The following is an 11,795-nucleotide window of genomic DNA, read 5'->3' as shown; positions in this document are numbered from 1 at the left end:
TCGCGGTCTGTGGGGGTTTTGGCCAGGTGCCACAGGGAGGCGCCGATGGCGCTCCAGGTGGTGTCGATGCCCGCGATCAGCAGCAGGGCGATCGTGCCCGCCACGTGCCCGGCCTCCAGCTTGTGGCCGTACAGCTCGGCCTCGACGAGGTAGGTCGTGAGGTCGTCGCGCGGGTGTTCCACGTGGTCGCGGATCTGGTCCAGCAGGTAGTCGAAGAGCCGGCCCATGTTGGCGGTCCGCTGCTCGGGCGGCAGGTTGACGCCTTCGAGGGCGTTCTCGATGAACTCGCGGAAGCGCGGGCCGTCCTCGGGCGGGAAGCCCAGCATGTCGGCGATCACCCGCATCGGGATGTGCTGGGCGTAGTCGCGGGCCGCGTCCACGACGTCCTGGCCCTCCAGGCCGTCGATCAGCTCGTGGCACAGCGCCCGCGTCGACTCCTCCCGCCTGGCGACGGCCGTCTTGGTGAAGGCGGGCAGCAGCAGCTTGCGGGCGTCGTGGTGGAAGGGCGGGTCGGACGAGATCGGCGGCGTGCCGCCCACGGGCGCGCTCTCGCGCGGCGGACGGAAGTTGCTCATGATGATCGAGCGTGAGGAGAACCGCTCGGTGTCGTAGGCGACGGCGGCGACGTCCTCGTAGCGGGTGGGCAGCCAGCCGCCGCCGAACCGGTCGGTGTGCGCGATCGGGCAACGCTGCCGCAGGTCGTCCTGGATCGGGTACGGGTCGGCGGCCCACTCCGGCTCCAGGTGGGAGAAGTCGGTGGCCCAATCCGAGACCGGCCCGGTGACGATCTCGCTGCGGGTGCCGATCTCCTCGTCGTCGCCCGGCTCGCCGAAGTTCTTGACGAAGCGCTCGTCCACGCTCATGTCACGCCTCCCCGAGGAGGTCGATCGCCCGCTCGGGGCAGTTGGAGACGGCCAGCCGCGCCGTGCGCTCGTGGTCCGGCGTCACCGCGCCGTCGCCGAGGACCGTTCCGTAACCTTCGTCGTCCTCGCCGAACAGGTCGGGGGCGAGGTCGTAGCAGCGGCCATGTCCCTGGCAGCGCCCGGGGTCGATCTGTGCTCTCACGGCGTTCCTTCGTGCGGTGGGGCGGGGGAGAGGGCGGCGACGACGCGGATGAGCAGCCTGGCCCACTCCTCCTCGTCCACCTGGTGGGGGTCCGGGGCGATGAGCGCGCTGCCCATCGCGAGCAGGAGGCAGAAGTGGGCGACGGCCTCCGGTGACAGGGCGTGGTCGAGCTCGCCGCCGTCCTGGCCGGCGCGGACCAGGCCGGCCAGCCAGTGGGCGCGCTCGCCGACGTAGTCGCGCATGGGCAGGGCCACGTCCTCGTCGCGGCGGGCGGCGACCAGCGCCTCGACGATGAGGTCGCCGCCGGCGTCCCGGGGACGGGGGAGCCGGCGGCCGGCGGCGACGAGCAGGTCGGCGACCGGACGATCGGGGTCGTCGGCGAACAGTCCGGCCAGCAGCCGCCGGCCGTGCGCGCCCAGCGCGGCCACGAGCAGGCCGGCCTTGGAGCCGAAGTGGGCGTACAGGGCGCCGTTGCTCACCCCCGCCGCGGCGGCGATGTCGGCGACGCGGGTGCCGTCGTAGCCGCGCCTGGCGAAGACGTCCGCGGCGGCGCGCAGCAGGCGTTCCCGCGTCTCGGCGGCGGTGACGCCGGCGATACGTCCCATGGACGAATTAAAAGATCGTTCATTTCATTCGTCAAGAGTCGGGCGTCTTCATCCCGTGATGGGCGCCTTGACCACCAGCACCTCCTCTCCCGCCGCGCCGTTCAGCCGGACCGACAGCTCCCACACCCCGGCCATCGGGAACAGCTCGCCCTCGGCCACGTAGCGGCCCGGCCCCCGCGCGTCGGCGACGATCTCCGGGGTCGAGTGGCCCATGCCGGGCATCACCGTCGACAGCGTCACCGTCCGCGGCTCGCCGGAGGTCACCTGGACCTCGGCCGTGACGCGGCCCGCCGTCGGCCTCGGGACCACGACCGTGACGGCGTACCGCGTGCCGGCGCTGGTGAGGGTGAGCGGGCCGGGCGCCGAGCCGCGCACGTACAGGAACACCGCCAGGGCCGCCGCGAGCAGGGCGGCGACGGCCAGGATCCGCCTCATCCGAGAGCCTCCGCGACCTCGACGGTGAAGGGCACGGTGACGATCCGGTCGCCGGCCGCGTACTGGGCCCAGGCCAGGTAGCGGCCCGGGGCGGGGAAGCTGAAGGTGAAGCGCAGCCGGGGCGCGGGCACGCTCATCTCGTGCACGTGGCCGAAGAACGTGCCGTCCTGGCTGCGCACGATCAGGTGCCCGGACATGCCCAGCCACTGCCGCGGCGTGACCCCGATGCCCACCTCGATCGCCGTCGGACGCCCCGCGACCGGCACGGACGGCCGCAGCACCGGCGTGATCCCCGTGGCGGGCGGCGTGGGCAGCACGGCAGGCGCGTGCCCGGCGACCCGGAACGCGCCGTCGAGCAGCTGGCCGCCGGAGTCCTCGCGTTCTAGCTCCGCGTAGGCCAGGAACCGGCCCGGCCGGTCGGCGCGCAGCCGGACCTCCAGCCGTCCCGGCGCGGTGCGCAGCGGGTGCAGGTGCCGGAAGTACGCGCCGTCCTCGCTGGTGACGACCAGGTGGGCGAGCGCCTCGTGGTGCAGGACGAGATCGTCCACCGGGTGCCCGGTCGAGCCGTCGGTGAGGTCGAGGCGCAGCGTGAACTCCTCGCCGGGGGCCGGGCTGGCCGGGAGGGTCGTCACCCGTCCCCGCGCGAAGGGCCGTCCGGCCGCCGGCGCCCCCACCGCCCGCGTGTCCACCGTCGGGACGGCGCCGTCGGGCGGCGGAGGCGGCAGCGCGGGCTCGAACACGACGACCATCGCGGCCACCGTCACCGCGGCCGCCGCGCCCCCGGCCAGCAGCATCGCCGGGGTCCTGCGCGACAGCGCCCCGGTCAGCAGGCCGCCCACCAGCAGCAGCCCGGCCACGAGCAGGCCGCCGTAGATCAGGAACTCGCCGGCGGAGCCCCGGTCCACCAGGACGCGGAACGGCAGCACGGCGACCTCGCCCCCCGCCGTCAGCCTGAGCTCGTGCGGCCCGGTGCGCTCGACCGGGAGCTTGACGTACCGCGGGGTGGCGGACGGCTGCGCGGTGGCCGTCACCTTGTGGCCGTCCTCGACCGAGCGCACCTCCAGGCCGACCGGCGGCCCGGTCGCCGGCTCGTAGGCGATCACGCCGATCAGCAGCGGCCCCGGCACCCGCGACGTGCCCTTGATCACGACCGTCAGCTCGGCGCCGGCGATCGTCTGGGCGAAGCGCAGGTCCGCACCGGCCGTGACGTTGTGAGCCGCGGCCGGTGCGGCCCCCGCGAGCAGGAGTACGGCGACGAGACACAGGACCCGGAGCGGCCGGATCATGCCCGTCCGGCGTCGGCCGCGTCCGCGGGGAGCGCGTTCGGCAGGAACAGCGCACCGAGCGCCAGGCCGATCAGCCCGGCCACCACCGGCGCGCCGGTCCACAGCTCGGGCACCGCGGGCAGGCCGCCACCGGCCGCCGAGGCGACCCCGATGTAGAGCGACCAGGTGACGAAGGCCGACAGCCCGGCGAAGGCCCAGTAGGCGCCCCGCCGCGCGCCGGACGGGCGCAGCAGCCGGATCAGCACGTCGCTCGCCAGGCCCGCGGCGACGAACGTGAGCAGCGTCGGCACGTTCTCGAACGCCGTCTGCGCGCCGGGCATCAGGACGGCGACCGTGTACATGACGGTCACCGCGCCGAAGGGCAGGTTCCACCGCCGGACCAGCAGCAGCACCGGGGTGAGCAGGATGACGTTGCTGATGACCATCGCGGTGGCCAGACGGTCGGCGCCCGCGTCCTCGACGCTGGAGAACGCCTCGACGATGTGTGCGGACCGGTACTGCAGGGCGTCGCCGTACGACAGGAACAGCGACACCAGCGTGGCCGCGAACGCGAGCCCGGCCAGCGCCGGGAACAGCCGCCGGAGCGAGGGCCGCACGCCCGTGTCGGGGGCGTTCCAGGCCGAGCGCAGCGGCGTGGTGATGATGAGCAGCATGGTCACGATCAGCCCCAGGTGGGACGGGCTGAACAGGATGTCGACGCTCGTCTCGATGCCGAGCACGGTGTGCCAGGTCATGTCGGCCAGCCCGAAGAGGGCGAACGCCGGGATGGCGACCAGCCCGGCCAGATAGCCCTGGGGAACGGCGGCCAGCCCCTGGCGGCCGAGCCGCACGTTGCGGAACACCTGCCAGATGATCCAGCCGGACACCGCCGCGAACCCCGAGTAGAAGGCCGCGTGCCACGGCGTGAAGAACGTCTCCAGGTCGCTGCGGTTGCTGTGCGCCCACGCGTCGATCATCAGCCCGACGCCGAACCAGACCCCCAGCAGCGCGGTGACGAGATCCGTCCGGAGCGGGACCCAGCCACGCGGCTCCCCAGAGTCCGCAAGTAATCGCCGAATGCCCGTGTTGCTCTCTGCCACTTCGCGTCTCCCTTCTTCCATGATCGAATACTTGCAGAAGCCGCGAAGTGGCGGGAAGACCAAGATCACCATCACCGAGCGGCCCGGGCCCCCGCCCGTGGCCGCCAGTCTCGTCGACGGACGCCGGACGCGCGCGACGGCGAAGGGTCCACGCGGGGGCTCATTCCGTGGCGGGGCGCTGCCTGGCCACCACCAGATGCAGCCCGTGGGGGAGCGGATCGGTGCGGGCGACATGCAGCCCCGCGGCCCCCAGCAGGTTCCCGACCTGGGTCAGCGTGCGTTCCTGGCCGCCGCTGAACAGCGTGAGCATCTTCATGTCCAGCGCCACCGCCGACGTCGGCGAGCGGCGCGGGTCGTCGTCGAGGACGGCGTCCACGATCCACAGCTCGGCGCGGCCGTCCATCAGGGCGGCGAGCCGCGCCAGCAGCTTGGCGGCCTGCTCGTCGGGGTAGTTGTGCAGGATGTTGCCCAGCAGGTACAGGCCCGCCCGGGGCAGCGGGTCGGCGAACATGTCGCCCTCGGCCACGGTGATGCCCGCCCGGCCGTCCAGGTGACTCCGGGCCTGGGCCGCCACCTCGGGCAGCTCGAACAGCACGCCGCGCAGCCGCGGGTGGGCCGCCAGGATCGTGGCCAGGACGATGCCGGTGCCGCCGCCGATGTCGGCCACCGCGTCCACACCGGTCAGGTCCTGCCCGGCCAGCGCGCGGGCCACGGTGACGCTGCGGGTGGCCATGAACTCGTTGAACAGCGCGCCGGCCGCGGGCCGGGTGCCCAGCCAGGCGTAGGGGGAGTCCACCTGGTGGAGCTCCAGGGCGGCGGGCTCACCTGTGGTGATCGTCCGGTGCAGCAGGTCGGCCGAGTCGCGCCACAGCTCCTCGCCCCACATCAGCGCGGCGGGGGCCAGGGAGTCGTCCCGGCCGCTGGTGAGCAGGTCGCCCTCGCCGGTGAGCAGGTAGCGGCCGCGGGCGTCCCGCTCGACCAGCCGCAGGTGGTCCAGCGTGCGCAGCAGGCGGCCCAGCAGCGTCTCGTCGGGACGCCCGGTCCCGCCCGCGGCGATCTCGTCGGCCAGCTCGTCCACGGCGCACGGCCCGGCGGCCAGCAGGTCGAAGACCGACAGCCGCAGGGCGGCCCGGACGGCGGCGTACAGGATGAAGTCGTCGACCAGGCGCAGCACCCGCGCCCGCTCCGGCGTCTCGCTCATGGGTTCCCCTTCCCCGGCTCCCAGGCCGGCCGGACGATCATGCTCTCCGCCCGCAGCGGCGCGGGCAGGTAACCGAACCTCACCATGGTGTCCACCACCGACTGCAGCCCTTCGGGCTCCAGCGCGGCGGGGAACGTGCCGAGCGTGATCGTCGGCAGGACCTCGCGCGGGATCTTCGTGTACGTCCCCAGCACCCCGGTGACCAGCGTCCGGTCCCGGGCGTCGAGCTGGGCGTGGGCCATGGCCCGCTGGAACCCGGCCACGGCCCGTGGACGGGCGCTCGCGTACGACGCGGTCGCGGCCCACCCGGCGATCGGCCACCCGGCCGGGACGTTCGCCATGGCGTCGCCCAGCGACCTGCCGCCCTGCCGGGCGTAGGCGGTGATGAACGGCTCGGTCATCCAGGCCACGTCCACCGTGCCCGCGGCCAGCGCGGCCGGCATGTCGGGCAGGGGGAGCTCCTTGAACGCGACGTCGTCCGCCGACAGCCCGGCCGCGGCGAGCACGGTCTCGGCGCTCAGCGTGCCGACCGACCGCAGCGTGGCCACCGCGACGCTCCTCTTCACGCCGCCCGACGGCCGCAGGTCGCGCACGCTCCTGATCGGGCTGCCGGGCGCCACGAAGAGCTGGAACGCGCCCGGCGCGGCGTGGTAGGCGTCGGCGACCAGCTTCAGCCGCCCCGGCTCCCGCCGCTGGTACAGAACCGCCGTGACGTAGTTGACCAGCCCGAACTCCAGGGCGCCGCCCTTCATCCTGTCGATCGCCGGGCCGCCGCCCTGCACGACCACCGGCTCGGCCGACAGCCCCTCGGCGGCGAAGTAGCCGCGGTCGCGGGCGATGTAGACCAGCGCGCTGTCGGGGATCGGGATGACGCCGATCCTGATCTTCTCCAGCGGCGCGCCGGAGCCGGTGGCCCCCGGGGCGCCGGGCGCGGCCCCGCCGCAGCCCGCGGCCAGGGCGAGCAGCAGGAACAGCAGCAGCGGACGTAATCGTCTCACGGTTCTCCCTTCGAGGTCCGCCGCCGGCCCTCGCTCCCGCTGGCGGCCTGGACACAGGTCGGAACCAACGCCCTTGAGTGCACCACCGGGACGCCTGCCTTGCAACGTCCGGTCAGAACGGGAATGGCGCCGTGTCAGAAGCGGGCACCGCTGTTGACCCGGGTCCCGGCTCGGCATACCTTCCGAAAGAAATATTCGCGTCCTCGCCGAAACTTTCGGAGTGTCCATGGGCAGGCCGACCCCGCCCTGCGGCAGACCGTCCGCGTCTCGGCCGGCGGCAAACGTGTACGGGTGCGCTTCTCCAACGCCTTCGGCGGCGCGCCGCTGCCCATCACCCGGGCCTCCATCGCGTTCCCGGAGGGCGAGGCGGCCGGGGTGAGCGCGATCCGGGCCGGCACCGCGCGGCCCCTGACCTTCCACGGCCGTCCGGCCACCGTCGTGCCGGCCGGGGCGCAGGTCGTGTCCGACCTGGTGGACCTCACGCTCGCTGCTGAACGACGGCCTCGGCCCGGCCGCCCTGGCCCGGCTGGACCGCGACGTGCTCGCCCGGAGCGGCCTGGCCTGGCTGATCCTCTTCGAGGGCGTCAACGACATCGGCATCGCCCCCGCCACCCAGGCCGCGCAACGCCAGGTCGCCGGCGACCTGATCGCCGCCTACGACCAGATCGTCACCCGCGCCCACGCCCGGGACCTGCGGGTGTACGGCGCCACCCTCACCCCCTTCGGCGGCAACACCTCCTACGACGACCCCGGCGGCCACCGGGAGGCGGCCAGGCAGCAGCTCAACGAGTGGATCCGGACGAGCGGCACGTTCGACGCCGTGATCGACCTCGACCGCGCGGCCCGCGACCCGGCCGCCCCCCGCAACCTGCTGCCCGCCTACGACGTCGGCGACCACCTGCACCTGAACCCGGCGGGGTACAAGGCGCTGGCCGAGGCCGTGCCGCCCGGGCTGCTGCGCCGCTGAGGATCAGCGGTAGGCGGCGGCCTGAAGGGTGTAGAGGTCGGCGTAGAGGCCGTTGAGCGCCATCAGGGCCTGGTGGTCGCCCTGCTCGGTGACCTTGCCGTGGTCGAGGACGTAGATGCGGTCGGCGTACCGCACGCTGGCCAGGCGGTGGGTGATGAGCAGGACCGTGCGGCCCTCGGAGTGGTCGCGGATGCGCTCGAACAGGGCGTGCTCCGCGCGGGCGTCGAGGGCCGCCGTGGGCTCGTCGCAGATGAGCAGGTCGGCGTCGCGGTGGAAGCCACGGGCCACGGCGACGCGCTGCCACTGGCCGCCGGACAGCTCCTGGCCGTCCTTGAACCGGCGGTCGAGCAGCGTGCGGTAGCCGTGGGGCAGGCCCGCGACCACCTCGTCGGCGCCGGCGACCGAGGCCGCCGCGACCAGGGCGGCCTCGCCCTTGTCGGTGCCCATGGTGATGTTGTAGCGGGCGGTGAGCGGCCAGCGGGTGTGGTCCTGGGCGATGACGGCCGTGCGCAGGCGCAGCTCGTCGGGGGGCACGTCGGCCAGGTCGACGTCGTCCCAGGAGACGCCGCCGGAGTCGGGCTCGTACAGGCCGGACAGGATCTTGGCCAGGGTGGTCTTGCCGGAGCCGTTCTCGCCCACGAACGCGATGATCTCGCCGCGCTTGATCTCGACCGTCACCCCGCGCAGCGCCGGCTGCTCGGCGCCCGGATAGGTGAACGTCACGTCGTCGGCCACGATGCGCTCGAACCTCTCGGGCACGGCCGCCGGGCGGGCGCCGGGGACGCGGCGTTCGGCGTCGGCGCAGAACTGGAGGAAGTCGGTGAAGTAGAGGCCGTCCTCGTAGAGGCGGTTGGTGGCGTAGAGGAGGTTGGCCAGCGACGTCTGGCCGGTCCTGATGGCCAGCACCGCGGTGCCGGCGACCGCCAGCGGGATCGCGGCCAGGGCCAGCAGCAGGCCGAGCGCGACGTAGACCAGGGCGGTGCCGAGGCCGCCCAGGGCCTCGCCGACCAGGCGGGCCAGGGTCTGGCGTCTGGCCAGGACGAGCAGGACGTCCTGCTCGGCCTTGGCGACCGCGTCGTACATGCGCAGCAGGAAGCCGCGCATGGTGAACGAGCGCACCTCGGCGGCGGGCTCGCGGTCGGCCAGCAGCTCGGCGATGATCCACTTGCGGCGGCGGGCGGGGATGAGGGAGTACATCGTCGAGTAGCGCATGCGGGCGCCGCGCACGGTGGCCCACGCGTCGGGCAGCACGGCCAGCAGGAGCAGCGGCAGCAGGACCGGGTGCAGCACGCCCAGCACGCCCGCCGCCGCCGCGATGCCGACGGCCGCGGTGACGACGTTGATGGCCGAGCTGACCACCGAGCTGGCCACGCTGACGCCGCGCTGGTTGGCGCGTTCGAGGCTGTCGTGGAACTCCGGGTCGTCGTAGGCGACCAGCTCCACCTGGCTGGTCAGGCCGTAGAGGCGTTCCTCGGTGTGGCGGGAGATCTGCGGGGTGAGGCGTGACTGGGCCCAGCCCGCGCCGGCCTGGACCACCGTGCGCAGCACGGCGGCCGCGCCGACCAGGACGAGGCTGGGCAGGGCGGCCAGCACGCGGTCGGGGGTCGGGCCCTCGCTGAACAGGGCGCTCAGCACGCCGGTCGTGGCCAGCAGGCCGAAGGCGGTGAACAGGCCGCCGAGGAGGTTGAGCGCGATGGTGGCCACGGTGTCGCGGGGGCCGGCCCGCCAGGACATGCTCATCGCCTGGGCGACGAGCGAGGGCAGGCGTCTGGCGATGGTCAGGAAGCCGACCTCGGCCATCTTGTCGTTGTGGGCGTACCAGTCGGAGATGGTGATCTCACCGAGTTCCAGAGGCTCATCGGGCATGCGCTGAGTGTGCGGGCGGCCACCGACGGTTTCCGCCTCCGCGGCCGGCGGGGTGACAGGACGGTGGCCCGGACGCCAGCCGCCTGTCCACGACCCGCCAGACAGGGACGCGTCACGCGGGCAGCCCGCGAGAATATATACGAAGTGGAATATTTTCCAGCGAAAGCATTCTGGCTAGGCTCGACAGCCATGACGCTCATGAAGCCCGCCCGCCGAGTGGCCGCCGCGCTCGCGCTCGCCCTCGCCGCCGGGTTAACCGCGGCCGCCCCCGCGCACGCGCGCGAGGCGGCCCCTGTCCCTGCCGTCGCCGGCACCGTCCTGCGCGGCCTGGACCTCGACCGCGCCACCGTGCTCGACCTGCAGCGCGCCATGGACCGCGGCCGCTTCGACGCGGTGACGCTCACCCGCTTCTACCTCGACCGTATCCGCGCGGTGGACCCGCTGCTGCACGCGGTCATCCAGACCAACTCCGCCGCGCTGCGCGAGGCCGAGTCCAGCGACCGGCGTCGCCGCCGCGGCGCGCACGGACCGCTGGAAGGCGTCCCGGTCCTGCTCAAGGACAACATCGACACCGCCGCGCCGCTGCGCACGACCGCCGGCTCGCAGGCGCTGCTCGGCTCCCGGCCGGGCGCGGAGGCGTTCCTCGTCCAGCGGTTGCGCGCGGCCGGGGCGGTGATCCTGGGCAAGGCGAACCTGTCGGAATGGGCGAACTTCCGCTCCAGCCCGTCCTCCAGCGGGTGGAGCGCGGTCGGCGGGCAGACCAACAACCCCTACGTCCTGGACCGCAACCCCTGCGGGTCGAGCAGCGGCTCGGCGGTCGCCGCCGCCGCCACCCTGGCCGCGGTCACCATCGGCACCGAGACCGACGGCTCGATCGTCTGCCCGGCCGGGATCAACGGCGTGGTCGGCATCAAGCCCACGCTCGGGCTGGTCAGCCGGGCCGGCGTGGTGCCGCTGTCGTCCCGGCAGGACACCGCGGGCCCGATCACCAGGAACGTCACCGACGCCGCCGCCGTGCTCTCGGCCATCCAGGGGCCGGACCCGCGCGACCCCGCCACCGTCCCGGGCGGCGACCGCGACTACCTCAAGGCCCTGCGGCCCGGCGCGCTGAACGGCGCCCGCGTCGGCGTGTGGCACTCGGTCGCGGGCGACAACCAGGAGGTGCGCGCCGCCCTGGACGCCACCGTCGCCACCCTCAGGGCCCGCGGCGCGACCGTCGTGGACGTCGAGCTGGAAGGCATGGACGAAGCCGGCGAGGCCGAGTTCCCCGCGCTGCTGACCGAGTTCAAGCACGACCTGAACGCCTACCTGGCCGCCACCCCCGGACGGCACCCCGCCGACCTGGCCGGGCTGATCGACTTCAACCGGCGGCACGCCGGGACCGAACTGCGCTACTTCGGGCAGGAGATCTTCGAGCAGGCGCAGGCCACCACCGGCGACCTGGACGACCCCGCCTACCGCGCCCTCCGGGACAAGGCCACCACCCTGGCCCGCCGCGCGATCGACTCCGCGATGGCCGCCGGCCGCCTGGACGCGCTGCTCGCCCCCACCAACCACGCGGCCTGGCTGACCGACCTGACCAAGGGCGATGACTTCACCGGGTTCGTCGCCTCCTCCGCGCCCTCGGCGATCTCCGGGTATCCGGCGGTCACCGTCCCGGCCGGTTACGCCAGGGACGTCCTGCCGCTCGGCGTCACCTTCTTCGGCGGGCGTCTGTCCGAGCCGTCCCTGATCGCCCTCGCGTACGCCTTCGAGCAGGCCGCTCAGGTCCGTAGGCCGCCGACGTACTTGCGCACCCTGCCCTGAGCGGCCCGGCGGCGGGCTACGGTAGGGACGACGACGGCCACCACGGCCAACCACGGCCACCGCGACGGGAAGGAGGCGACGTGCGCACCAGGTTGCCCGCCGCCCTTCTTCTCGTCCTGTCGTGGCTGCTTCCCACGATCGGCCAGGCGGCCGGTCACGGGGCCGGGCCCGGGATCGGGCACAGCCAGGTCGCCTCCCAGGTCGCCCCGCAGGTCGCGGCGATCCGGGCGGCGATCGACCAGGCCGCCGCCGTCCAGTTCGGCTCCACGCCGCCGCCGCCTCCGCTCGCGCAGATCAGGCACGGCGGGCACGACCAGGCGGGGCCGGGCGGCCCGGCGCTGCCCGCCGCCGCCCCGGCCCGTCTGCCGCAGGTCTGGTCGGCCGTCGTACGGCGGCCCGGCTCCCGCGCCGCCGCCGACCGCCCCCAGGGCGCGGCGGCGGCCCGCGCGCCTCCCTCCACGGTGCTCTGAAGATCCCCTCTTCCGCA

12 protein-coding genes are annotated in these 11,795 nt (G+C 74.0%); 3 read left to right on the top strand and 9 right to left on the bottom strand.

Annotation, left to right across the window (positions count from 1 at the left end):
- From ACWCSU_RS50685 to ACWCSU_RS50650, 8 genes are all read right to left on the bottom strand, one after another.
- Positions 1 to 863 (bottom strand): cytochrome P450 (locus tag ACWCSU_RS50685; protein WP_364103707.1); only part of this gene is annotated, 863 nt, incomplete at its 3' end.
- A 1-nt stretch (position 864) separates the two neighbouring features.
- Positions 865 to 1,065: a ferredoxin gene (locus ACWCSU_RS50680; protein ID WP_357705436.1), complete on the bottom strand. Its 201-nt coding sequence runs from the start codon at positions 1,063 to 1,065 to the stop codon at positions 865 to 867.
- Positions 1,062 to 1,670, bottom strand: a complete 609-nt coding sequence (locus ACWCSU_RS50675; RefSeq protein ID WP_357705435.1) for a helix-turn-helix domain-containing protein — start codon at positions 1,668 to 1,670, stop codon at positions 1,062 to 1,064. The genes ACWCSU_RS50680 and ACWCSU_RS50675 overlap by 4 nt, the downstream gene beginning before the upstream one ends.
- A gap of 48 nt (positions 1,671 to 1,718) precedes the next feature.
- On the bottom strand, positions 1,719 to 2,105 hold the full coding sequence (locus ACWCSU_RS50670; protein WP_449944379.1) for a FixH family protein: 387 nt from the start codon (positions 2,103 to 2,105) through the stop codon (positions 1,719 to 1,721).
- Positions 2,102 to 3,391, bottom strand: coding sequence for a hypothetical protein (locus tag ACWCSU_RS50665; protein WP_449944376.1), 1,290 nt, complete (start codon positions 3,389 to 3,391; stop codon positions 2,102 to 2,104). The genes ACWCSU_RS50670 and ACWCSU_RS50665 overlap by 4 nt, the downstream gene beginning before the upstream one ends.
- Positions 3,388 to 4,470 (bottom strand): hypothetical protein, encoded by a 1,083-nt coding sequence (locus ACWCSU_RS50660; protein WP_397039687.1) that lies wholly within the window; start codon positions 4,468 to 4,470, stop codon positions 3,388 to 3,390. Before ACWCSU_RS50660 ends, ACWCSU_RS50665 begins: the two co-directional genes overlap by 4 nt.
- A 160-nt stretch (positions 4,471 to 4,630) precedes the next feature.
- Positions 4,631 to 5,671: a methyltransferase gene (locus tag ACWCSU_RS50655; RefSeq protein WP_449944373.1), complete on the bottom strand. Its 1,041-nt coding sequence runs from the start codon at positions 5,669 to 5,671 to the stop codon at positions 4,631 to 4,633.
- Positions 5,668 to 6,669, bottom strand: a complete 1,002-nt coding sequence (locus ACWCSU_RS50650; RefSeq protein WP_449944370.1) for an ABC transporter substrate-binding protein — start codon at positions 6,667 to 6,669, stop codon at positions 5,668 to 5,670. The genes ACWCSU_RS50655 and ACWCSU_RS50650 overlap by 4 nt, the downstream gene beginning before the upstream one ends.
- A gap of 538 nt (positions 6,670 to 7,207) precedes the next feature.
- On the opposite strand from ACWCSU_RS50650, the gene ACWCSU_RS50645 reads away from it, so the two are divergent.
- Positions 7,208 to 7,636, top strand: coding sequence for a GDSL-type esterase/lipase family protein (locus tag ACWCSU_RS50645; protein WP_449944368.1), 429 nt, complete (start codon positions 7,208 to 7,210; stop codon positions 7,634 to 7,636).
- A gap of 3 nt (positions 7,637 to 7,639) precedes the next feature.
- On the opposite strand, the gene ACWCSU_RS50640 is transcribed toward ACWCSU_RS50645, so the two are convergent.
- Positions 7,640 to 9,502, bottom strand: coding sequence for an ABC transporter ATP-binding protein (locus ACWCSU_RS50640; RefSeq protein WP_449944366.1), 1,863 nt, complete (start codon positions 9,500 to 9,502; stop codon positions 7,640 to 7,642).
- Positions 9,503 to 9,691: 189 nt separating this feature from the next.
- Between ACWCSU_RS50640 and ACWCSU_RS50635 the strand changes: the two genes are divergently transcribed.
- Entirely contained in the window at positions 9,692 to 11,308 is a 1,617-nt protein-coding gene (locus ACWCSU_RS50635) for an amidase (RefSeq protein WP_449944365.1), read from the top strand.
- Positions 11,309 to 11,388: 80 nt separating this feature from the next.
- Positions 11,389 to 11,778 carry a hypothetical protein gene (locus tag ACWCSU_RS50630; protein ID WP_449944362.1) on the top strand — a complete coding sequence of 130 codons (390 nt, stop codon included), beginning with the start codon at positions 11,389 to 11,391 and terminating at the stop codon, positions 11,776 to 11,778.
- The last annotated feature ends 17 nt before the right edge of the window (positions 11,779 to 11,795 follow it).

This window comes from Nonomuraea sp. NPDC001699 (genome assembly GCF_053596455.1).
Note: the sequence above shows the minus strand (reverse complement) of the source record. Positions and strands in the feature narration are given on the sequence as shown.